The sequence below is a fragment of the Tropicibacter sp. S64 genome, assembly GCF_049803835.1.
GTDB lineage: Bacteria > Pseudomonadota > Alphaproteobacteria > Rhodobacterales > Rhodobacteraceae > Pacificoceanicola.
The window spans coordinates 1-21498 of record NZ_JBNAGK010000020.1; the positions used below are offsets into that span (position 1 = coordinate 1).

At 62.6% G+C, this 21498-nt stretch carries 20 protein-coding genes and 2 pseudogenes; 4 read left to right on the forward strand and 18 right to left on the reverse strand.

What is annotated here, in order from left to right:
* The first annotated feature begins 81 nt into the window (after positions 1 to 81).
* Positions 82 to 1262, forward strand: a protein-coding gene (locus ACP159_RS23450; RefSeq protein ID WP_425098180.1) for an IS3 family transposase whose coding sequence is annotated in 2 segments (ribosomal slippage) — positions 82 to 379 and positions 379 to 1262 — 1182 coding nt in all. Because the reading frame shifts where the segments join, the coding sequence is not laid out codon by codon here.
* Positions 1263 to 1481: 219 nt separating this feature from the next.
* Here the strand turns inward: ACP159_RS23450 and ACP159_RS23455 are convergent.
* From ACP159_RS23455 to ygiD, 11 genes and pseudogenes are all read right to left on the reverse strand, one after another.
* Positions 1482 to 3038, reverse strand: coding sequence for a deoxyguanosinetriphosphate triphosphohydrolase family protein (locus tag ACP159_RS23455; protein WP_425102220.1), 1557 nt, complete (start codon positions 3036 to 3038; stop codon positions 1482 to 1484).
* Positions 2971 to 3174 carry a hypothetical protein gene (locus tag ACP159_RS23460; protein WP_425102223.1) on the reverse strand — a complete coding sequence of 68 codons (204 nt, stop codon included), beginning with the start codon at positions 3172 to 3174 and terminating at the stop codon, positions 2971 to 2973. Before ACP159_RS23460 ends, ACP159_RS23455 begins: the two co-directional genes overlap by 68 nt.
* A 577-nt stretch (positions 3175 to 3751) precedes the next feature.
* Positions 3752 to 4813 carry a tyrosine-type recombinase/integrase gene (locus ACP159_RS23465; protein ID WP_425102161.1) on the reverse strand — a complete coding sequence of 354 codons (1062 nt, stop codon included), beginning with the start codon at positions 4811 to 4813 and terminating at the stop codon, positions 3752 to 3754.
* A gap of 245 nt (positions 4814 to 5058) precedes the next feature.
* Positions 5059 to 5232: a gpW family head-tail joining protein gene (gene gpW / locus ACP159_RS23470; protein WP_425102162.1), complete on the reverse strand. Its 174-nt coding sequence runs from the start codon at positions 5230 to 5232 to the stop codon at positions 5059 to 5061.
* Positions 5232 to 5813: a hypothetical protein gene (locus tag ACP159_RS23475; RefSeq protein ID WP_425102163.1), complete on the reverse strand. Its 582-nt coding sequence runs from the start codon at positions 5811 to 5813 to the stop codon at positions 5232 to 5234. Before ACP159_RS23475 ends, gpW begins: the two co-directional genes overlap by 1 nt.
* A 17-nt stretch (positions 5814 to 5830) precedes the next feature.
* A complete protein-coding gene (locus tag ACP159_RS23480) occupies positions 5831 to 6292 on the reverse strand; it encodes a hypothetical protein (protein ID WP_425102224.1) in 462 nt (153 codons plus the stop codon).
* A gap of 13 nt (positions 6293 to 6305) precedes the next feature.
* Positions 6306 to 6545: pseudogene (locus tag ACP159_RS23485) on the reverse strand (phage portal protein); the annotation flags it as partial.
* Between the two features lie 4 nt (positions 6546 to 6549).
* Positions 6550 to 6642: pseudogene (locus ACP159_RS23490) on the reverse strand (IS5/IS1182 family transposase); the annotation flags it as partial.
* Positions 6643 to 6955: 313 nt separating this feature from the next.
* The gene (locus ACP159_RS23495; RefSeq protein WP_425102164.1) at positions 6956 to 9499 is read right to left on the reverse strand and encodes a hypothetical protein; all 2544 of its coding nucleotides are present in this window, start codon (positions 9497 to 9499) and stop codon (positions 6956 to 6958) included.
* Positions 9499 to 9777, reverse strand: coding sequence for a hypothetical protein (locus ACP159_RS23500; protein WP_425102165.1), 279 nt, complete (start codon positions 9775 to 9777; stop codon positions 9499 to 9501). Before ACP159_RS23500 ends, ACP159_RS23495 begins: the two co-directional genes overlap by 1 nt.
* 262 nt (positions 9778 to 10039) lie before the next feature.
* Entirely contained in the window at positions 10040 to 10864 is an 825-nt protein-coding gene (ygiD, locus tag ACP159_RS23505; protein WP_425102166.1) for a 4,5-DOPA dioxygenase extradiol, read from the reverse strand.
* A 315-nt stretch (positions 10865 to 11179) separates the two neighbouring features.
* Here ygiD and ACP159_RS23510 point away from each other — a divergent pair, with 315 nt between their 5' ends.
* Both ACP159_RS23510 and ACP159_RS23515 read left to right on the forward strand, forming a co-directional pair.
* On the forward strand, positions 11180 to 11338 hold the full coding sequence (locus ACP159_RS23510) for a chitin binding peritrophin-A domain-containing protein (protein ID WP_425102167.1): 159 nt from the start codon (positions 11180 to 11182) through the stop codon (positions 11336 to 11338).
* A 189-nt stretch (positions 11339 to 11527) separates the two neighbouring features.
* Positions 11528 to 12586, forward strand: coding sequence for a flagellar motor switch protein FliG (locus ACP159_RS23515; protein WP_425102168.1), 1059 nt, complete (start codon positions 11528 to 11530; stop codon positions 12584 to 12586).
* A 49-nt stretch (positions 12587 to 12635) separates the two neighbouring features.
* Here the strand turns inward: ACP159_RS23515 and ACP159_RS23520 are convergent, their stop codons facing one another.
* Positions 12636 to 12782, reverse strand: a complete 147-nt coding sequence (locus tag ACP159_RS23520; RefSeq protein ID WP_425102169.1) for a hypothetical protein — start codon at positions 12780 to 12782, stop codon at positions 12636 to 12638.
* Positions 12783 to 13060: 278 nt separating this feature from the next.
* Positions 13061 to 15835, reverse strand: a complete 2775-nt coding sequence (acnA, locus tag ACP159_RS23525; RefSeq protein ID WP_425102170.1) for an aconitate hydratase AcnA — start codon at positions 15833 to 15835, stop codon at positions 13061 to 13063.
* Positions 15836 to 16076: 241 nt separating this feature from the next.
* On the opposite strand from acnA, the gene ACP159_RS23530 reads away from it, so the two are divergent.
* Positions 16077 to 16772 carry a DUF1223 domain-containing protein gene (locus ACP159_RS23530; protein ID WP_425102171.1) on the forward strand — a complete coding sequence of 232 codons (696 nt, stop codon included), beginning with the start codon at positions 16077 to 16079 and terminating at the stop codon, positions 16770 to 16772.
* On the opposite strand, the gene ACP159_RS23535 is transcribed toward ACP159_RS23530, so the two are convergent.
* The 5 genes from ACP159_RS23535 to ACP159_RS23555 form a co-directional block, all read right to left on the reverse strand.
* Positions 16736 to 17683, reverse strand: coding sequence for a lysophospholipid acyltransferase family protein (locus ACP159_RS23535; RefSeq protein ID WP_425102172.1), 948 nt, complete (start codon positions 17681 to 17683; stop codon positions 16736 to 16738). The two genes, ACP159_RS23530 and ACP159_RS23535, sit on opposite strands and share 37 nt — an antisense overlap.
* A 115-nt stretch (positions 17684 to 17798) precedes the next feature.
* Positions 17799 to 19151, reverse strand: a complete 1353-nt coding sequence (locus ACP159_RS23540; protein WP_425102173.1) for an FGGY-family carbohydrate kinase — start codon at positions 19149 to 19151, stop codon at positions 17799 to 17801.
* Entirely contained in the window at positions 19148 to 19462 is a 315-nt protein-coding gene (gene rhaM / locus ACP159_RS23545; protein ID WP_425102174.1) for an L-rhamnose mutarotase, read from the reverse strand. The genes ACP159_RS23540 and rhaM overlap by 4 nt, the downstream gene beginning before the upstream one ends.
* Positions 19462 to 20445, reverse strand: a complete 984-nt coding sequence (locus ACP159_RS23550; RefSeq protein WP_425102175.1) for an ABC transporter permease — start codon at positions 20443 to 20445, stop codon at positions 19462 to 19464. The genes rhaM and ACP159_RS23550 overlap by 1 nt, the downstream gene beginning before the upstream one ends.
* Complete coding sequence (locus ACP159_RS23555; protein WP_425102221.1) at positions 20442 to 21365, reverse strand: ABC transporter permease; 924 nt, start codon at positions 21363 to 21365, stop codon at positions 20442 to 20444. The genes ACP159_RS23550 and ACP159_RS23555 overlap by 4 nt, the downstream gene beginning before the upstream one ends.
* Positions 21366 to 21498: the final 133 nt, after the last annotated feature.

The window sequence follows — 21498 nt, forward strand, 5'->3', positions numbered from 1 at the left end:
TGAGCTCCTCCCCGAAAATCGGACAGTGACGGAAGCTACTATCTGACGTCTGCTGGTCTCTAAGAACGAGGAGATCAGAACATGTCGAAACGCAGGAACCATGACGCGGGCTTCAAGGCTCGCGTGGCGCTGGAAGCCCTGAAGGGCGAGCGCACGGTGTCGGAGCTGGCCGCGGAATACGGCGTGCATCCGACCATGATCCATCAGTGGAGCGAGCCATTGTGCGCCATTGGTTCAAGAACAATGGCGAGCGCGCTGCTTGAAGGCGCATCTGACATTTTCGAGCGCGGCGGGAAGAAGAAGGCCGAGGTCGACGAGGAGACGGTGCGGTCGCTTCACGCCAAGATCGGGGAACTGGCCGTCGCCAACGATTTTTTGTCCAGAAAGCTCAAGCCTTGGACCGGCAAGTGAGGCGCGGGATGATCGAACGCTCTCACCCCACGCTGTCGGTCGGGGCGCAATGCCGCCTGCTGTCGATCTCGCGGTCGTCGTTCTACTACGCACCGCTGGGCGAGACCGCAGTGAACCTGGCGCTCATGCAACTGATCGACCGGCAGTTCCTCGAAACCCCGTTCTACGGCGTCCAACAAATGACCTGGCACCTGCAGAACGAGGGCCACGCTGTGAACGTGAAGCGTATCCGGCGGCTGATGCGGCTCATGCGTTTGATGCCGATTTATCAGAAGCCGAACACCAGCAAACCGGCCAAGGGGCACAAAACCTACCCCTACCTGTTGGGTGGCCTGCGGGTGGAACGGCCCAACCAGGTCTGGTGCGCCGACATCACGTACCTTCCGATGCGGCGGGGCTTCCTCTACCTGGTTGCCATCATGGACTGGTTCACCCGCAAGGTGCTGACTTGGCGCATCTCGAACACGCTCGAAGCCGACTTCTGCGTCGAGGCGCTGAACGAGGCGGTCCACCGCTTCGGCCCGCCCGAGATCATGAATACCGATCAGGGGTCGCAGTTCACGTCCTTCGCCTGGACCGACCGGCTGAAACGGATCGGCACCCGGATCTCGATGGACGGCAAGGGCCGGTGTCTCGACAACATCTTCATCGAACGCCTCTGGCGGTCCCTGAAGTATGAGTGCGTCTATCTGCACGCCTGGGAGACGGGCTCGCAGGCGAAGGCCGGGGTTGGCCAATGGATCACCTTCTACAACCACCAGCGGCCTCACGCCGCCCATGGCGGACAGCCGCCCGCCGTGGTCTACTTCAACCAGATCGAAACCGACCAGCAGGGGCAGAGAGTAGCTTAAACCACCCCGGAAACTGGCCAAAAGATGGGGAGTAGCTCAGGCGCTACGGTTCCGGCGGGCATTTTTGCCCAAGTTGCAGTAGTCTAACTACGATCGGTCTGTGTTGAAGATTTCGAGCCACATGTCGAGTTCAGCGTGCAGCGTCTCAATATTTTTCCAGAGAACCTCACGCATCGTCACATCGTGGCACTCGGCAAGAACTATTCCGTTCGAAAGTTGCTAGTAGCCGAAGATTGAACGTTGATTGGACGAGCGGAGCTTATCATATAGCGACAATGCATCAGCATCCGTCATGCCTGATATCAAATCCACTACGCGACGATAACTTGCGTGCTCACCCTTTGTCAGCTGTAAATACGGCCGCATCTCGTATGGAATAAGCTCCTCTGCGCCATTATCACTGAGTTTTTCGTATAAAAATCCGATTATTTCCTTCGCGCGATGATTGTAGGTCTTTAGGCGCGGTGAGGCGATGACAACATTATAGTTGAACGCTTTCATACATTCGATTTCGAGAAGATTCTCCAAGGGTATTTTTACTTTGCTAAGCACAGGGCATTTTTCGTCCACCGCAACCGTAAGGCTATCAACAGCTCTAGAAATCAACGCCTCAGTAAACCGACGCCTTATGATCGCATCCTTTGCATGCAGTTTGCTTTCTCTGTATGAACGTGCGACAAAAACCACCCGATGGGCCAAGTCAGAAAGTTGATATCCGGGGCTGTCCGCAAAATGAAGGACTCGGTCAAAGATGTTTGTTAGAACAGCAATAACCTCTACTGGCCTAATATTCTCCCGGTACCCACTCTTTTTCAGGGCGGAATTTACGCCCAAAACAATTTTATCAACTAAATCGTCATCACACGACAATAGGTCGAAAGGTTGCACCTCCCCTGAAACCATTGCATCTTCGAGATCATAAGTAGAGTAAGCAATATCGTCGGCTATATCCATTATTTGGCATTCTATCGTCTTTAGACTCTTGCCCTCCCAACCCAGCCCAAGAACATTAGACTTTATGTCATCAACAATGTTTTTGTCATCACGATAGTAACCTTTGACCGGCGAGCCGGACCTTACCCTATCGAAGTCTTCGGTTGGCTTTCCTTCGGCGTTGTGTTCGTCGCGCATCACCGCAATTCTTGAAAAAATATTTTCGTCGTATTTGATCAGAGATGCTAGAGTTCTGTAGGTCAAGTTTAAGCCAAAAGGATTATCATAAACTGCTTGGACACTATTCCGAATGTTGCTGTGCGTGAGTCGGTTCTCGAGGCGGGTGACGATTCTTAGTGTTTGAGCGTTTCCTTCATATCCCTCGCTACCGTCAGGGGATAACTGGTGAAGGGCGAGTTCGCCACTATGCCCAAAAGGTGGATGACCCAAATCGTGGCCGAGAGCTGCCGTTGCGACAAGCTGTAGATCGATTGGGTTCTCTCGAAAGAACTGGATTTGACTATTGAATACCGACGCAATTCTCATTGCTATTTCGGAAACTTCCAACGAGTGTGTCAAGCGAGTTCTAAGTACGTCACTCTCACCAACAGGAAAGAGCTGCATTTTGCCCTGTAGCTTTCGAAAACTTGGAGAGTGCAATATCCTCGCATAGTCCCTCAGGAACTCGGAATGCGCAGAACCTGTCTCGTCAGTGATTTTTTTGTGTTGCAATAATGGGCGGCGCCCTGAGTATTCGACTGGGTATAGTAGATTTTCACTCACGACTTTTCGATATCCTCTCAATCGCAGAAGCGATAATGCTATTAATTGTGGCTCCTTCACTTTCAATCAATGGGCTATCCGGTAGCGGAACCATCCCATGTAATTCTGAAAGATAAGTAGTATTTTCAAGTCCGAAAAAATGTGCTGCTAGCGTAACATCTTTTAGCGTGTCTGATTTCTTTTCATCTCGTTTCATGGGGCCACACATTACTCCGGACCAAAGTTCTCATGTTGCAACATCGACAAGACCAGTTCGCTCTGAGTCTGAACAAGACATTGGCTTCTAGTGCTTTCAGGAGGCGTTCCGGAAAGCGGCAACTGAGCGGCATAGCCCTCCAAGCTCAGTAGGTCACGATGTATCTAGTCAGATACTCAGTTATCGGGCTGCTTGGCGCAATAGCTATCTTGGCCTTCGTTAAACACCTTGGTGTCGGTCTCGTTGTCTTGCCACTCGGGTGAGCACCGCGCTGGGTTGAGTATGAGGTCGGGGTATCACTGGGGTAGCAGAAACGGTGAGCTTGAATGCTGCGGCATAAAACAGGTCGAGACGATCTGCCATGCTCAAAAGTCAATGTTTGCAATCGGATACGTTGAAGGTTGAGCGATCTTGACACAGCATGAGCGGATCACAAGGCTAATTGAAAATCCTCGTGTCGGTGGTTCGATTCCGCCCCCGGGCACCACTTCCCAGACGAAATATTTGTTTTCAATGGGTTGCATAGCGGTTCTGTCCCACCCGTTCGCACCGGTCCCCAAAGTGGGACACTTTCGTTCTATTTCTGTCCATCTGTCGGCCTTTTTAGAGCGGACTCCGCGCGGGTCTTCTGTCGCGCTGCGCGTGTGTAGCGCGTCACTTCCTTCGAGGTCCGGTACCCGGTGATCGCCATGATCTCGAATTCCGTGCAGCCAAGTTCGGCCAGCCGCGCAGCCGCCGCCTTCCGCAACCCGTGCAGGGGGCAATCATCAAGGCCCGCTTCACGCGCCCACTTTCGGAATCGGTTGCCGAAGCTGCCCGCCGTCCAGGGCGTGCCACGCTCATTCACCAGATAGGTGAGGTCGCCGGTGGGGGATGCGTCGATGATCCGTTGAAGTTCGGGAATGATCGGAATTTCCATGCGCACAGGATTGCGGTTCCGCCCCTTGTGCTGCGTGAAGGTCAGCCAGCCGTCGCGTGTGTGCTGCCGTCCAATCTGGATCAGATCGGACAACCGCTGCACGGTGTAGAGCGCAAGGGCCAAGGCGAGACGGGCTTGAGATCCGACAACATGCTTGTTCTCAAATTTCTCGATTTCTTCGATGGTCCAGGAGTGGAAGCCTTCTGGGTTGCCCCGCAGATACTCGACAGACGCCGCCGGGTTGCGGTCGTGCAGATCATATTTCACCGCATAGGCATAGAGTTGGCGCAACGCCTTCACCATGCCGTTCGCCGCCTCGGGACGGTCGGACAGCTCATCGCGGCGCAACCTGACATGACGCGGTTCCATTCGCTTGAAAGGCTTGTCCCCATCGCCCTTGTGCTGGCACATGCGTTCGAGGATCGCGCGGCGCACCTTCCGCGTTCTCGGGTCCAGCTGCTTGAAACCCGCGCTCTTGAAGTATTCGCCACAGAGCCACCGGACGCTTTTCGGCACGACCGGCGCAACCTTTCCCGGTTTCTCGGTCGCGCCCTTCACCGGCTGCGGCCCCTTCGCAGCGTGGCGATAGTCCGTCAGGAATTCCGGTGAGCCGAAGGGACCGCGCAGCCGAACCTTCGGCTGTCCCGCCTTGCGACAATACAGGCGCACGTTGCCGTGCCGGTCGGTATCTTCGACCACATATTTCACTCTGAATTTCATCCCGACTCCCCTGTCAGTCGTCCCAAGGGTTCAAGACCACATCGTCCGCACCGCCGGGCAAGTCTTCGTTTGCCGAGTCGATATGGCGCACGTCCCAGAAGACGCGCGTGTAGATGCGTTTCGCCGGGGGCATGATCTTGTCGGCAATCATCCTGTCGAAGGTGACAGGGCTTAGCCCAACTTAGGCCGCAGCCTCTGCCCGAGACAGCAGCCGGGCGCAGGGCAACGGCAGAACGCGGGTTTTCTCAGCTGCGGCCCTCATGGTCAGAAGCCCGACAGGCGCACGCGCGCCGCGCCCGTGTCGGGGTGAAGCGGACGGACTCGCCGTTGCTGTCCCGCACTTCCACCGACTGTTGCCCTAGCAGCAGGTCGTGGAGGGCGTTTTCAGCTTCGGCCAGTCGTTCGGCCAGCGTCGCCATCATGTGTCGCCCGGATTGCGATAGGCGCCGCGCCAGTCGGCCCAGCCACAGCCGAAGTCGAGGAAGGCGCGGTATTCCATGCCCAACGTGGTCCAGGCTTCCTTGCGTTGGATTTGCACGCCCTGCGCCGATTGGAGGTAGGCGAATTGGAGCGCCGGGACGGGGGACGGGTCCGCGAACAGCCACCAGCCGTCATCTTCGATGCGCGGTTCCACGACCAGTTCGAGGCGGGACGCGAAGGGGTTCGCATCGTCCTTCGTCGCCGGGTAGATCGTCGCCTGAAGCTGTTCGGCTGCGGTCTCGTGATCCGGCCCGACCAGGAGGAAGCGGGGCTTGGCGTCCACGATGGTCTTGCCGTCGAGGCCCTTGGTCTTGCGCATCGCCTGACGCGCCACGTCCAGAGCGCCAAGGTCGCCCGTGCTGCCGATCGAGGTTCCCGACGCTGCGAGGTTGCCCCGCGCAGCGAAAAACACCGGGTTGCCGCCTGCCATGTTCGGATTGCCGGTGAGGATCGAGACCAGTTCGTCGGATTCGGTCTGCGCCGCAGGCTGTCCGATTGCGGCGGTCATGTCGCCCAGCATGTTCAGGTCATCGTCGATCAGCAGCTTGCGCGAAACCGAAATGGCCCGCCGAAGGTCTTGAGCGAAATGGACTCGCCGGTCTCTGCCCGCGACGTGTGGGTGAATTCGCCCTGTTCCGTCATTTCTTCCAGACGGCCCATCTCGCCCAGGCGGATGGACTGCGACGGCTTGAAGTTCGGCAGAGTGCGTTGCCGTGCGAGGCGCTTGAGCGGCGACTCCGCTGCCCGGTAGCTGTCCAGCGCGACCTTGCCCATGGCGTTGCTGACCACCAGCGGGAAGTCGGACGTGCCGTGCGCCGCCCGCGTGAAAATCTCATCCGTCGAAAGGCCACGGATGGACACGCCCGACCGTTGCAGCGAGTCCAACGCCATGTCGTGCAGGCTCATGTTGACGAATTCCCGCGATGCCTCGGGAAGGTCGCCGCCCGCCATGCGGAAGGCCACCGCATCGGCTTTCCGCGAACGGATCGTCGCTGCCATCGTCCAGGGCGTTTTCGTTCGTCAGGATCACGGACAGCAGCGCCGCGACCTTGGCATTGGTTTGCAGCGCGTCTTCCAGCCCGTCGAGTTCCGAAAGCCTCAACAGGACATTGGCCAATGCCGACACGCCGCGCACGACGTCCGGCCTGGTCGGGCGGAACCCATGCAGCACATCTCCTGCCGGAATGCGGATGGGCTGCGCGTAGGTCGGGAAATGGTCCGAAGGCTTCGCCGGCTTGATCCAGCAGATCAGTCGTCATTGAAAGGCGGGGCTGGAGCGCCGCATCGCCGTGGGTCTTCTGGCGGCCACGCCTGCCTGTCGGTGCGGCATCCCGGCTCGTTTCGGAGTCGGTCGAACCGCTCGGGACGCTCCTTCGGAATGCCTTCGGGACAGGGAACCGTCGGCGCGCTCCGGCGCATGAGTGCTTCGTTGCAGGCTTGCCGGTTACCGGTCCTGTGAACCGCGGTATAGCTCTGCTCCCGGCTCCCCCGCTGGATTTACGACATGAATCCCGCACCGGATTTGAGCAACAGAGCCCCCTGGAATACCGGCATCCGGATGTCTCGCACGCTCCGCGAATTCCGGATGCCCGGCCCACCCGCTGATCGGACGGTCACCGAGAACCACGTTTCACCTTGCGCTGCCTCGCGGTTGCCGGATGGTCACATGGCGCCTTCGCTCATCCACGCCGGGAAATGGCGGGCGTGGGGGCTTGCCGGGTCGACCCAGAACCGGGCATCGCTGGCCTGAGCGCCCGCCTTTACCGCCTCGCGCGGATCGAACCAGACAAGATCGGTCCGCGCGAGGTTCGGCATGACCGTCAGGATGTCGATCCCCTGATCGCGGAAGAAGATTGCGTCGTCGCTGTCCCAGGGTTTGCCGGTCACATTCGACAACGACCACCCGGCGTGCCCGATCAGCCGCCCGCAGGTCAGCCCGTTCAGGCGCGTGATGCAGGTGCTGGCCATCGGCGCCGTCATGTCGTGCGTGCCGGGATCGGGCAGGATCGCGTTGCGGCGGAAGATGTACCGATCCCCCGCCGTCGCGAAGTTCGTGCCGTTCTGGGTGTTCGACTGGAACAGCGCACAGCCCTCGACCGTCCAGTCATGCGCACCGCGCCGCTCGTCGTCGGTAATGGACTGCGCCCCGACCGTGAAGTAGTTGTTCTGCCAGCCCTGGACCTCGACCTCGCCATTGGTGTGCCCGAGGACATTGCGAACCAGCACGCGATCGCCATGCCGGGAGTTCGGCAGGTTCGATGCGAAGATCTGGATCAGGTCCTTGTGACCGTCGCCGCGCATGTTGCCCCAGTGCGAGGCGCAGATATCCTTGACCGGATCGTAGGCGGCGAGGGACATGCCGTCGATCACGGTGCCGTCGTTGTAGCCGGCGATCCGCAGCACGTCGGTGCGCACGAGGTTTGACGTGCAATCGAAGAGTCCGTTCATCTGGCCTGTGACGTTGTAGGCCATGACGGTTCGGGTGGCGTGACAGTCCATCACGATACACAGGCCCGAGATGTCCAGTCCGCCGCCATACATGGCTACCCCGTACCGGCTGCCGGCAGCAGGCAAGGGATGCGTCTGGTTGCCCTGCGTCTGCCTCTCATGGCTGCCGTTGCCGAGATCGCGCACGATCCAGACCGCATCGGCTTCCAGGGTCAGATCGGGCTGTTCGAAGCCACGGAACGTACATCCCTTGACGAAGCTGTGGCCGGTCCATTGACCGTCGGCCTGCCTGGCGTTCAGTTCCATGACCGGCAGGTTGAGATCGGTCAGCGCAATCGGCTGCCCTGCATCAACCGACGCCTGCACCGGGTTCGGCAGGGAGGTCCACGCGAAAGCGATGTTCTCGAACCGGATATTCGTGGCGTTGCTCGATGTCCAGCGGCTCAGCACCGTGCCAAAATCCGGCGCGCCCAAAAGGATGAGAGGCTTGTCCGGGTCGAAGCGCCAATCGTAGGTGTTGCCGACCGTATAGCTGCCTGCTTCGAGCTGGATTACCGTCGCTCCGGACGGATTGCGGTTGGCATCGACACCCGCGCGGATTTCGGACCCTGCAGGCAGGGTCACGGCAGCCGAGCGGTCGAAGGCCACCCGGCTCACCGGCCAGGTCACGGTCGTCTGCGCACCGAGTCCGTCGGTCACACGGATCGAAACCGGGACATCCGGCCCGGGGCTGCCCGCCGGGCACCGCCCCCAGACATGCCCGTTGCGGTGCTCTTCCATCCAGTCCGGCTTGGTGAGCACTTCAGCGGTGTAAGGCTCGATGCCCCACCCGTCCCGGACCATCGAGATGGCGTCGAGCGACATGCCGTCGCCCGCCTCGACGCAGACGTGCCAGGTGTCGCGCACCGTTGTTCCCTTGCTCGGCGCCGAAGTCACGCGGACCGGCTTGGTCAGGAACGAGCGCAGGCCGTCCCGCTCGAACCGCACGTCGATCTTCTCCGCCATCCAGGGCGTCCGGGGCGACACGGTCAGCGACAGGCCGTTGACGGTGGCATCGACGTCGCCCTCGACGCGCATTTTCGGGTTTCCCTCGACCACGGGGGAATAGTCGATCGTGGTGGCGCCGCCGACCGGCACGAAGACTCCCGCCGCCGTCACGTCGTGATCGGAAACCGTCGGACGCGGCACCGCCGCCTCGAAACCGAGAACCGACAAGGTGTAGATGCACCACGGCCGCGGGCGATTGGTGCCCTTGACCAACCAGTGCATCCGGATGCGGTTTGTTCCGGGCGGTGAAGTCAGGGTGGTGATCACCGGGGCCGTGACGTTGGCAATCTTCTCGGACGCAAGGACCGTGTCCCCGTCCTGAAAGCTGATGGTCAGATCGCAAGCCGGGGCGTAGCCGCTGTAGCTGACGCCGTTGACGGACTGCGGGCTGCCGGTAAGCATGTAGACCTCATAGGTGAGCCCCGCCTTCGCCGCGAAGTCCGTCTGGGCATAGCGCATCCCGGGTGCGCCTTCGCCGAAGTAGACGGCACCAGGAGTCGTCGCCCCGAGGTAGTCCCGGGTGCCCGCGATGGCATTCGTGTAGAGGGCTGCCGGGTCATACCGGATCGGCATCGAGCCGGTGAAGCGGCCGGACAGGTCCGTGGTGAAGTCCGACAGGAAGGCCCTGTGGAACGGCCGATCTGCCCGCACCCGCGTTGCCGCGAACCGCCCGTCCAGAAGGTGCACGCCGGCGAACCTGCCGCCACGCATCACGCCGCTCCCGTCGTCAAGGTCAAGGTGGCCTCGGTGCCGCTCGCCGCCAGCCAGAGTCGCTCGCCGTCGAGCAATTCGAAAGACTGGCTCGCCAGCGCCGCCACGGGGTGCCCGTGGTGGACGGCAAAGGCCGGGGCCGCGTCATCTTCGGTGATGGCCCAGTACACGTCCTGCGTTGTCGTGTTGGTGACCAGTACGGCGGTGCCGTCCTGCGCCGTGATCCGGCTGGACGCGCTCCACGCGCCGCCCCCCGCCTGAAACCGTTGCGTTGCCATGCCCGCCCCTCCGTCTCAGGACCGCAGGGCGCGGCGCGGCCCGGGCCGGCGCGTCACGGTGTCTTGTCTCATCGAAACAGGTCCTGCCGTTCCGATGGTTGTCTGTCGTGTATGCCCACTGGGCAGGATGGTGTTCTGTCGCATGATCGCCTCCAAAAAGCGCAATCATGCTGCTGCCCGGGTGTTTACGAAATCTTGCGCCACCGCACCGGGCGTTCACCCGATCCGGGCGGGCGCGGTGGCGCTTTCGTCCCGTCCCGGTTCAGGCCGCGTGGAAAACGAAGGAACGCATGGACACCGAGCCAAGGTCGATCTGGTCGGTCATGAAGGTCAGCGCGTCCTTCTCGTCCGACGCCCCCGCCACCGTCAGCGCCGGGATGTAATGGTCGACCGACGGGTGCGCCATGGTCAGCAGGCTGCCCAGCCCCTTGCGATCCGCCAACCGCCCGAAATCCCGCGCCTCCAGGCTTTCCGTGAACAGCGTGTCGAACTCCAGCGCGAAGTCCTGCGGTGCCCCACCGGGGCGCATCGCGCGCAGGTTGTGCACCACGTTGCCGGACCCCAGGATCAGCACGCCCCGGTCCCGCAACTGCGACAGCACGGCGCCGATCTCCAGATGGTACGGCAGGTCCTGCGTCATGTCGATCGACACCTGGAACACCGGCACATCCGCGCCCGGATACAGGAACTTCAGCACCGCCCAGGCGCCATGATCAAGCCCCCAGGTGTCATCCTCGGCGCCGTGGTGGCTGGCCAGCAGCGTCACCACCTCCCGCGCCAGCGCCGGATCGCCCGCCGCCGGGTAACTCTCCTCGTACAGAGCCTGTGGAAAGCCGTAAAAATCGTGGATTGTCCGGGGCATGGCCGATACGTCCACCAGCGTCGTGCCCTTGGTCATCCAATGCGCCGAGACCACGAGGATGGCCTGCGGGCGCGGCAGGGATCGGCCAAGCTCGGTCCAGGCGCGGCTGAATTGCGTGTCCTCGATGGCGTTCATCGGGCTGCCATGACCAAGGAAGACCAGCGGCATCCGGTCGCTGGCGGAAAGGCTGTCGCGCAGGCGGCGCAGGCGTTCGGCGGTTGTCATCTCGGGTCTCCTGTTCTCCGGGCGTCGGGGTCCCGGCGTGTTTCGCTGATCCAAAGGTAGGCTTTCCCGGCCATCCACAAAATGGCGACTTTATGGATTGAATGCCCTCGATTTGTTCCGAATGATCCTTCGGACCGTCTTGATCGGGGTTATGCTTTGGTGATCCCCATCAACACCGGCCCCGCCGAAACGGCCCGTGAAAGTCGCTTCACGCGATAGTGAAGTCCCTGTCTTCGCACCGCCCGCCAATCAGGATTTGGGCAAGCTGCCGAGTCGTGCTACCCTTCCGCATACTCAACAAGAGGATACACACGCATGACGTTCAAGACTCTTTTGACTGCCGCCGTCCTTCTGATCGGTCCCGTCCTTCCGGTTTACGCCGCCTGCAGCGGACACTCCAGCCAGGCCATGACCTGCGCCGAAGGCTCCGTCTACGATCCCGAAACCGGCACCTGCACCGTCGTTTCCGGCTGATCGCGGATAACCAGGGCACCCACAAGCTGGTCGGTCCCCGGACCGGCCAGACCCTCCGTCGGAATTGCGCACGTGAGCCGGCAATACGATTTATACGGACAAGTTTGGCATCACCTTTAACCCCCCGGAAACTCTGCTGCGATAACGCTTGTCGCAACGCGTTTGTGCATCAGATTCCCGGAGACCGAAATGTCCCACATGCCTGCCCTTGCCCTGCCCGGCCCCGGTGGTGGACGCCGCAAGGGTCCGCTGTCCCGCAGGGCAAAGGCTGCGATAATCGTGCAGTTCCTGCTGAACGAGGGGGCCGACGTGCCGCTGGCCTCCCTCCCGGAGGAACACCAGACCGAACTGACCATCCTGCTCGGCAACATGCGCTACATCGACCGCGAGACGCTCAATGCCGTGGTGTTGGAGTTCTCTGAAGAACTTGAAAAGGTTGGCCTTTCCTTCCCCGGCGACATGGCGGGCGCATTGTCTGCGCTCGATGGCAAGATCAACCCGCGTACCGCGCTGCGCCTGCGCAAGGAGGCGGGCGTGCGCCAGACGGGCGATCCCTGGGACCGCATCAACGCGCTGCCGGTGGAGCGGATCGAGGATCTGGTGAAGTCCGAAAGCATCGAGATTGCCGCTGTCATGCTCTCGAAGATCGACGTGGCGAAGGCGGCGCAGGTGCTGGCCAGCCTGCCCGGCGACAAGGCGCGACGGATCAGCTATGCGGTGTCGATGACCACCGGCGTCACGCCCGATGCCGTCGACCGTATCGGCCTGTCCCTTGCCGCGCAGATCGACGCAGAGCCGCCCCGCGCCTTCACCGCCAAGCCCAACGAACGGCTTGGCGCGATCCTCAACTACTCCAACAGCGCCGTGCGGGACGAGCTTCTGCAGGGGCTGGAGGAGGAGGACGCGGAGTTCGCCGAAGCCGTGCGCCGCTCGATCTTCACCTTCGCCAACATTCCCGAACGGCTCAACGCCATCGACGTGCCGAAGATCACGCGCGACGTGGACCCGGACCTGCTTGCCACGGCCATCGCCGCCGCCGACACCGAGGAGGAGCGCCGCACCGCAGACTTCCTCCTGTCCAACATGTCGAAACGCATGGCCGAAAACATCCGCGAGGAGGCGGACAACAAGGGGACGGTGAAGCCGAAAGTCGGGGAAAAGGCGATGTCGGCCGTGATCAACGCGATCCGCGATCTCGTCAACGTCGGCGAAATCGAACTGCTGAACCCGGACGACGTGGACGACTGAGCCGCGTTCCGTCCCGGAGGGATGATCCCGGCGGCAACGGCTCAACGCATCAAAGTTTGCAGCTCTGCGCGGCCGGTTCCGGTTTGCCATGGCACAGTGTCGTGTGATCGGCACCGGCGGAGGCGCCATAGACAGCCAGCATCGCCAGAACGGCGGCCTGAATGATCGTGATCGCTTTCATCGTGATGCCTGTCATCTTGAAATGCCTTATTCCCACTTGGGCCCCCGCGATCCTGATTAAAGGGCAATCCCCGATCCGCGAAGCCGTCAAATTCCTGTAATCTCTAAACTTTGGGCCAAGTTACGCCGATTGCCTTACCTTTGGGCAGGTTCATGCCAGCGCCGGTAAATTTCGCGTTCCCTGGTTACGCACAGGCTAACACGGCCCAGGCAGCCGATCAGGTCCGGTATTCCCGCCCGGAACGCAAAAGCCCCCGGATTTGACGCCGGGGGCTTCCAAATCAAATCGCGGTCTTATCCCGCCTTGGCGAGGTTGCGCAGCACGTAGTGCAGCACGCCGCCGTGCTCGACGTATTCGATCTCGATCGCCGTATCGATCCGGCACTTGATCTCGATCTCCGTCTTCGACCCGTCGCCCCGGGTGATCGTACACGGCACCACCTGCCCCGGCCGGATCGTGTCGAGCCCGGCTATGTCGACCGTCTCGTCACCCTTCAGCTTCAAGGACTTGCGCGTGTCGCTGCCAGTGAATTCGAACGGGATCACCCCCATGCCGACGAGGTTGGAGCGGTGGATACGCTCAAAGCTCTCCGCGATGACCGCCTTGACGCCCAGCAGGTTCGTGCCCTTCGCCGCCCAATCCCGCGAGGACCCGGCGCCGTACTGCTCGCCGCCGAAGATCACCAGCGGCGTGCCCTGATCCATGTACGCCATCGCCGCATCATAGATGGAGGTCTGCTCGCCATCCGGCCCGAGGGTATAACCGCCCTCGACCCCGTCCAGCATCTCGTTCCTGATGCGGATGTTGGCAAAGGTGCCGCGCATCATCACCTCATGGTTGCCACGCCGGGAACCGTAGGAGTTGAACTCCCGCACCGGCACCTGCCGCTCCACGAGGTATTGCCCGGCGGGGGTGCTCTCCTTGAACGACCCCGCAGGTGAGATGTGGTCCGTCGTCACCATGTCGCCGAGGATCGCCAGCACCCGCGCCCCGGTGATGTTCGAAATCACCCCCGGCTCCGGGCTCATCCCTTGGAAATACGGCGGATTCTGCACATAGGTGGACTGCGGCGGCCAATCGTAGGTCTCGCCCCCGTTCACTTCCACAGCCCGCCATTTCTCGTCGCCCTTGAAGACGTCGGCGTATTTCTCCTGGAAACTCTTGCGTGTGACGGTCTTCTCGACCAGTTCGGCAATCTCCGCATTGGTCGGCCAGATGTCCTTGAGGTATATATCCTGCCCGTCCTTGCCGGTGCCGATCGGGTCCTTCGTGATATCCACGTTCATGTCGCCCACGAGGCCGTAGACCACGACCAGCGGCGGCGAGGCGAGGTAGTTGGCCCGCACATCCGGCGAAATCCGTCCCTCGAAATTGCGGTTGCCGGACAGCACAGACGTCGCCACGAGGTCATACTTGTTGATCGCCTTGGAAATCGGCGGATCGAGCGGGCCGGAGTTGCCGATGCAGGTGGTGCAGCCATAGCCGACGAGGTTGAAGCCGATGGCGTCGAGGTGCTCCTGCAGCCCCGCCGCCTCCAGATAGTCCGACACCACCTTCGAGCCCGGCGCCAGCGACGTCTTCACCCAGGGCTTGCGGTTCAGCCCCAGCTCATGTGCCTTCTTCGCCACCAGCCCGGCCCCGATCATCACGTAGGGGTTCGAGGTGTTGGTGCAGGAGGTGATGGAGGCGATCACGATGGAGCCGTCGTGCAACTGGTAATGGCCATCGTCGGTCTCGACATAACCGCGCTTGTGGCTGCCCTCGTCGCCCGGGATCTCGCGCGGCTCAGGAGCGCCGCCCTCGCCTTCCCAGCGCACCTCCTCCTTGGCAGAGGCGTCCTGACCTGACCGCAAACCTTTGATATACTGGTGAAATGCCGAGGCCGCCTCGTTCAGGGCAATGTAGTCCTGCGGCCGTTTCGGGCCGGAGATGGCGGGCACGATGGTGCCCATGTCGAGCTCCAGCGTCGACGAATACACCGGATCATACGACGCATCGCGCCACATGCCGTTCGCCTTCGCATAGGCTTCGACAAGGTCGATCCGCGCCTGGTCGCGTCCGGACATGTGCAGATACCGCAGGGTCTCCTTGTCGATCGGGAAGAAGCCGCAGGTCGCGCCGTACTCCGGCGCCATGTTGGCAATCGTCGCCCGCTGCGCCAGCGGCAGGTTGTCGAGCCCGTCGCCGTAGAACTCCACGAATTTCGAGACGACACCATGGGCGCGGAGCATTTCCACGACCTTGAGCACGAGATCGGTGCCGGTGGTGCCCTCGACCATCTCCCCGGTCAGCTTGAAGCCGACAACCTCCGGGATCAGCATCGAAATCGGCTGGCCCAGCATGGCGGCCTCCGCCTCGATGCCACCGACGCCCCAGCCCAGCACCGCCGCGCCGTTCACCATCGTGGTGTGCGAATCGGTCCCCACCAGCGTGTCCGGATAGGCCACCGTCTCGCCGTTCTGATCCTCATCGGTCCAGACGGTCTGGGCGAGATATTCGAGGTTCACCTGGTGACAGATCCCCGTCCCCGGCGGCACCACCCGGAAATTGTTGAACGCGGTCTGGCCCCACTTCAGGAACTCGTAGCGCTCCATGTTGCGCTCGTACTCGCGGTCCACGTTCATCTGGAACGCGCGCGGATTGCCGAATTCGTCGATCATGACGGAGTGGTCGATGACCAGATCCACCGGGTTCAGCGGGTTGATCTTCTGCGCGTCACCGCCCAGTGCCTTGATCCCGTCGCGCATCGCGGCAAGGTCAACCACCGCGGGCACGCCGGTGAAGTCCTGCATCAGCACCCGCGCAGGCCGGTAGGCCAATTCGCGATCCCCCTTGCCGCCATTCTTCGCCCAGTCGGAGAACGCCTTGATGTCGTCGAGCGTGACGGTCTTGCCATCCTCGAAGCGCAGCATGTTCTCGAGCACGACCTTCAACGCCGCGGGCAGTTTCGAGAAATCGCCGAGCCCCGCGGCCTCGGCGGCGGGAATGGAGTAATAGGCGACGGACTGACCGCCCGCCTCCAGTGTCTTGCGCACCGATGCGCTGTCCTGACCGACTGTGATGGGCATGGAAAAACCTCCGATCCGGTGATGAAAAAGTGGGGTCCCTTCAGTAGATGGTCCGAAGACGCCCCGCTTCAAGGGGTTTTCGCGGCAATGCATACGATTGCATACAGAACGCGAGGCGCCGTGTCCGGTCGCTCCCGATCTCTCTCAAATGATTGATTGGTTATTTCAGGACCGCTCGCCTAAACACGACAGGGCAGCCGGAAAGCGTTGGGGAAACATGCTGGTACAGACGATTCGTTCCATGGCCCTCGGGGTTCTGCTTGCTCTGCACGCGCCCGGTGCCCTCATGGCCCAGGAAGAGGCGGTCCGGCAGCCCGTGGTGGTCGAACTCTACACCTCGCAGGGCTGCTCCTCCTGTCCGCCCGCCGATGCGCTGCTCGCCGAACTGGCCGGGCGCGAGGATGTCATCCCGCTGGCGCTGCACGTCGACTACTGGGATTACATCGGCTGGAAGGACGCCTTCGCCATGCCCGGCTTCACCAAGCGGCAGAAGGGCTATGCCCGTGCCCAGGGTGAAAAGATGATCTATACGCCGCAGGTGATCGTCAACGGACGCGAGGACGCGGTCGGCTCGCGTCCGATGAAGGTCGCGGACCTGATCCTGAAGGAATCGGCCCGGCTGACCCCGGTGCGCCTGACCCTCGCCCGAAGCGGCGCGGAGCTTGTCATCACCATTGCCTCCAAGGTGAAAATCCGCCCCTGTGACATCCACCTGATCCGTTATCTGCCCCAACAGCAGGTCGACATCCTGCGCGGCGAAAACGCCGGGCATTCGATCACCTACACCCATATCGTGCGCGATTGGCAGGTGGTCGGACAATGGCAGGGGGACACCATGCTCGAAAAGCGCGTGCCCTTCGACGGCGACGCGCCAGTCGTAGTCTTGGTGCAGGAACAGCGTTACGGGCCGATATTGGCCGCTGCCCGCTTGCGCTGACGCTTTTCCTGCCGTTTCGGCTTCCAACGGCGGTGGATCCAGAACCATTGTCCGGGGTCTGCCGAAATCCGCGCCTCCAGACGGCGCGTGACCTCCTTCATCATCTCCACCGGATCGCCATGCGGCACCGGAGCCTCGAAGATTGCATCGAAGCTCAGCCCGTCCGCCTTCCGCACCCCGAAGAAGGGCACCAGAAGCGCGTTCGTGCGGAGGGCAATATCCGCCGCCGAAGTCAGCGTCGGCGCGGGTTGCCCCATGAAATCAAAGACAACACCTTTGCCATCGAACACGTCGAACAGCAGCACGCCCATGCCGCCCTCCTTGATGTGCTTGATCAGCCCCATGGTGCCCCGCCGCCCCTGCTCGAACACCGGATCGCTCAGGGCATGCATGTTGGCGGCGTAATGGGCGTTGAAGAAGGGGTTTGCCATGGGCCGGTACAGCCCGCCGATCCGCCATCCCCGCGCCACCAGCGCCGCGCGCGGGGCCTCGTGGTTGCCGTAGTGGCCCGTGACGAAGAGCACGGGGCGACCTGACGCCCGCGCTTCCTCCATCGCGGCGAGACCCGCGCCCTGCGGCTCGACCGTCGCCATGCGCTTCACGAGTCCCGGCACGTCGTAATTCTCGATCGTCGTGCGCCCGGCGTTATTGGCCACCGCCCGCGCAATGCGCCGGCGTTCCGCCTCCGGCATCTCCGGCCAGATATGCGCGAGATTGGCCATCGCCCGCGCCTGCCACCCCGCCAGCGGCGCGATGATCCGCGCCATGACCGCCCCCATCAGCGGCACGCGAAGCCGCCACGGCAACAGCCGCAATCCACCGATCAGCCCCCGGATCAGCCGATCCGTCAGCCAATCCCGCGTCCCGCCGCGTGGCTTGTCTTCGCGTTTCGTTTTCGACGTGTCGGCCAAACTCTTCCGCCCCGGGCTCTTTCCCCTGTCTTAGGCCCCGTCGGGCGGGCGGGCAAGGCAGGTTGGCCGCATGACGCAGCCCCGGGCCTGACCCTGGGCCTCATGGCAAGCGCCCCTATCCGGTCCGCGCCTGCCACGCCTGCGCATAGTCCGCGAGCGCCGCCTCGGGCTCGAACCGCGTGCCGTCCGTCACCTGCGCCACGCCCCCGGCCAGCAGCGCCGCCCCCTGCGAGGTCCCGGTCACGCTCTCCGACGTCACCACCGGACAGCCCGTCGCCGTCGCCAGCATCCGGCAGTAGCCGTCGTTGCGGGCAAACGGCCCCTCGACGATCACCTCCCCCCGGTGCCCGATCAGCCCCAGACAGGTCGCCGTCATCAGCGCCAGATAGAACCCCGCCGCCACGGTCCGCTCGGCGCACCACGGCGCAGGCTCGCCCCCAACCCAGACCGACTTGCGCCCCTGGAACGGCCCGGACTCGCGCACCACCGCGGGCAGCACCATCAAGCCTTCACGCAGCACCGCCGCTTCGGCCTCCGCCGTCCAGGCCGCCGGAGTGTCCCCCAGCAACAGCCCGAATTCCCGGCCCCCCATGACCCGCGCCGAAGGCACCGGCGTGCCCAGCCCACTCACGTTGATCAGCGTATCCCGCGCCGGATCGAGCGCCACCGCCTCCGCGCCCACCGCCATGCAGATCACCCATGTCCCTGTCGAGACAACGGAAAACGGCGCCTCCCGCCCCATCACATGCGGCAGCAGCGAGGCGTTGGAATCGTGGATGCCCACATGCACCGGCGTGTCCGCCGCGAGCCCCGTCCGCGACGCCACCTCCGGCAGGATGGTGCTCAACACCTCCGCCGAAGGCCGCGCCGGGGCGATCTTCCCCGCCAGCCCAAGCCGGCCCGCCAAAGACGACAACCGTCCCTCGCGCGGCGCCCACAAATCCGTATGGCACCCCAGCGACGACACATCGGACGCCAAGGCCCCGGTCAGCCGAAACCCCCAGTACTGCGGATAGGTCACCACCGAGGCCACCCGCTCCCGCAGGCCGTCCTGCGTCTCCAGCAGCCAATACAGCTGCGCCCCGAGGTTCAACCCCAGAGGCAACCGGGGCGATCCCGTTTCTTCAAACGAGGGCCGCAGCGCGTCATAGGCCGCCGCCACCCCATCCGGCCCGTCAAACTCATAGTCCAGCACCGGACAGGCCAATCCGCCCTCTGCGTCGAGCAGCACCCCGCAAGCGCCATGGGTCGTCACCGACACGGCATCCACGCCATACTCGGCCTGAAACGCCTTGAGCCCGTCCAGCAGAAACGCCCAATGCCCTGACACATCGAAATGCGGATAGGGCGGCCCGGCCAACACGGCATTGGGCCGCGTCAGCACCGCCACCTCAGCCAGCGTCTCTAGGTCAACCAGCGCCAGCTTGGCATTGGTCTTGCCGATGTCGATCACCGCCACATGGGTCATGGCATATGAAAGACCGTGACCAGAGGCACCGCCACCGGCTCGTTGTCCGGCTTCGTCTCCATGATGTCCGCCATATGCGCCCACCACTTCTGCATCACCGTATGCGAGGGCAGCGCATCCATCCCATGCCCGTCCTCCCGCCACAGAACGCCGAACAAAAACCCGGTCTCCTCGTCGAGATGGATCGAGTAATCCGACACCCCGGCCTCCCGGAGCAACTCCACAAGTTCCGGCCAGATCGCATCATGCCGCCGCTCGTATTCCGCCCGGCATCCGGGGTTCAACCGCATCCGGAACGCATATTTCTCCATCAATGCCTCCACATCGCCCAAAGCCGCGGCAGCGCGATCACCCCGATCAGCAGAAGGCCTATGAAAATGCTCATCACAATCCCCGGCACATTCAAAAGGCCCAGACCAAAGGTCACCAGACCCATGACAAAGGCCGCGATCACCACGCCCGGAATGCTGCCCGAACCGCCAAGGATGTTCACCCCGCCAAGCACCACCATGGTCACCACCTCCAGCTCCCAGCCAAAGGCAATGGAGGGCCGCGTGGACCCGAGCCTTGACGTCAGGCAAATGGACGCCACCCCCGCCATCAGCCCGGTCAGCAGGAACAGGATGAACTTTACCCGCGCCACCCGGATACCGCTGAACAGCGCCCCGGTGGGGTTGTTGCCGATGGCATAAACCATCCGCCCAAAGTTGGTCCGGTGCAGAACCACCGCGTAAATCACCGCCAGCAGCGCGAACAGCACCAGCTCCACCGTGATCACCCAGAACACATAGCCCTGCCCGAACCAGCTGAAATCCTTGGGATATCCCTTGTAGACCTGATCCCCGAGCACGATATAGCTGATCCCCCGGAACAGGCTCATGGTGCCGATCGTCACCACGATGGACGGCAGGCCCATGCCCGTCACCAGCAGCCCGTTGAACGCCCCGCAGGCGAGACCGACGCCCAGCCCGATCAGCACGAGGCCAACCGTCCCCACATCCACCTGCGCCGCCGCGCCCATGGCGGTGGAGGCCAGCGCAATGATCGACGCCACCGAAAGGTCGATCTCCCCGGCGATGATCAGCAGCGCCATGGCAAAGGCGATCATTGCCTTCTCGGTGAAGTTGAACGTGGCATCCGAGAGGTTCCACGCGTTCAAAAAATACGGGGATGCCAGCGAGTTCGCGATGAAGATCGCCACAGCCACCGCCAGAAGCAGCGTCTCCCAGCTTTTCAGAACCCGCGCCGCCCGACTCTCCAGCCGATCCGGGATATGTCGTGCAACATCGCTCATGCCGCCTCCGCACGCTTGAGAATGATCCGCCCCTTGGCCCGGCCTGCGTTGGTATTGAACGCCACGGCAATCACGATGGCCGCGCCGGAAATCGCCAGCTGCCAGAACGGCGAGATCCCGATCACCGGCAGGGCATTCTTGACGATGCCAAGGAACAGCGCCCCAAGGATCGTCCCGAGGATCGTCCCCGCCCCCCCGGCAATGGAAATCCCGCCGATCACGCAGGCCGCCACCACTTCCAGCTCGAATCCGCCGGCGATGTCCACATAAGCCACCGAATACCGAGCCACCCACAGATAGCCCGTCAGCCCGGCCAGCGTCCCGGACAGGACAAACGCCCAGAACTGCGTCCGGCCCACATCGAGGCCGGTATAGACCGCCGCCGACGGATTGCCGCCGACCGCATAGAACGCCCGCCCCAACGCGGTCCGCGCAATCATCACGATGAACAGCGCCGCGACGATCACCGCGATCCAACTCAAGACCGGCAGTCCGAGCACCACCGCCCTCGGGAATCCGGTAAACACCGCGCTCATCTCATGCGCGTTCACCCACTCCCCGCCGGAAATGACAAAGATCACACCGCGATAGATGGTCATCGTCCCCAGCGTCACCACGATTGGCGGGATGGACAGACGCCAGACCATAAGCCCGTTGATCGCCCCCATCACCGCCCCCATGACCAGCGCCATGCCGAGGATCACCCCCAACGGCACCCCCGGATACGCCGCATTCACCATCGCGCAAACCATCCCGGTCAGGGCGAGGTTCGCTGCGACCGACAGATCAATGCAGCGCGTCAGGATCACCACCGTCTGCCCCATCGCCAGGATCAGCAGCGGCGAGGTATCGTTGAACACATTGACCAGATTGCCCGGCGCCACGAACCCCGGAAACCGCGCCGCGATGCCCACCAGCATCGCCGCGATCACCCCGATCAAAAGCGCCTCGCGCGACTTCAGGAACCCGCTCACTCCGCCTCCCCGGAGGCTAGCGCCCCCTGTTTCTTTGGTCCCCAAATACCTTGGGGGTTCAGCCCGGTCCGCGCAGCGG

Excerpts from the sequence above, each read along its gene's own strand:
- ACP159_RS23460 (WP_425102223.1), bottom strand. The coding sequence starts at position 3,174 with ATGAAACGAGATGAAAAGAAATCAGACACGCTAAAAGATGTTACGCTA.
- ACP159_RS23465 (WP_425102161.1), bottom strand. The coding sequence starts at position 4,813 with ATGAAATTCAGAGTGAAATATGTGGTCGAAGATACCGACCGGCACGGC.
- gpW (WP_425102162.1), bottom strand. The coding sequence starts at position 5,232 with ATGGCGACGCTGGCCGAACGACTGGCCGAAGCTGAAAACGCCCTCCAC.
- ACP159_RS23475 (WP_425102163.1), bottom strand. The coding sequence starts at position 5,813 with ATGCTGGGCGACATGACCGCCGCAATCGGACAGCCTGCGGCGCAGACC.
- ACP159_RS23480 (WP_425102224.1), bottom strand. The coding sequence starts at position 6,292 with ATGGCAGCGACGATCCGTTCGCGGAAAGCCGATGCGGTGGCCTTCCGC.
- ACP159_RS23495 (WP_425102164.1), bottom strand. The coding sequence starts at position 9,499 with ATGCGTGGCGGCAGGTTCGCCGGCGTGCACCTTCTGGACGGGCGGTTC.
- ACP159_RS23500 (WP_425102165.1), bottom strand. The coding sequence starts at position 9,777 with ATGGCAACGCAACGGTTTCAGGCGGGGGGCGGCGCGTGGAGCGCGTCC.
- ygiD (WP_425102166.1), bottom strand. The coding sequence starts at position 10,864 with ATGACAACCGCCGAACGCCTGCGCCGCCTGCGCGACAGCCTTTCCGCC.
- ACP159_RS23510 (WP_425102167.1), top strand. The coding sequence starts at position 11,180 with ATGACGTTCAAGACTCTTTTGACTGCCGCCGTCCTTCTGATCGGTCCC.
- ACP159_RS23515 (WP_425102168.1), top strand. The coding sequence starts at position 11,528 with ATGTCCCACATGCCTGCCCTTGCCCTGCCCGGCCCCGGTGGTGGACGC.
- ACP159_RS23520 (WP_425102169.1), bottom strand. The coding sequence starts at position 12,782 with ATGACAGGCATCACGATGAAAGCGATCACGATCATTCAGGCCGCCGTT.
- acnA (WP_425102170.1), bottom strand. The coding sequence starts at position 15,835 with ATGCCCATCACAGTCGGTCAGGACAGCGCATCGGTGCGCAAGACACTG.
- ACP159_RS23530 (WP_425102171.1), top strand. The coding sequence starts at position 16,077 with ATGGCCCTCGGGGTTCTGCTTGCTCTGCACGCGCCCGGTGCCCTCATG.
- ACP159_RS23540 (WP_425102173.1), bottom strand. The coding sequence starts at position 19,151 with ATGACCCATGTGGCGGTGATCGACATCGGCAAGACCAATGCCAAGCTG.
- rhaM (WP_425102174.1), bottom strand. The coding sequence starts at position 19,462 with ATGGAGAAATATGCGTTCCGGATGCGGTTGAACCCCGGATGCCGGGCG.
- ACP159_RS23550 (WP_425102175.1), bottom strand. The coding sequence starts at position 20,445 with ATGAGCGATGTTGCACGACATATCCCGGATCGGCTGGAGAGTCGGGCG.
- ACP159_RS23555 (WP_425102221.1), bottom strand. The coding sequence starts at position 21,365 with ATGCTGGTGGGCATCGCGGCGCGGTTTCCGGGGTTCGTGGCGCCGGGC.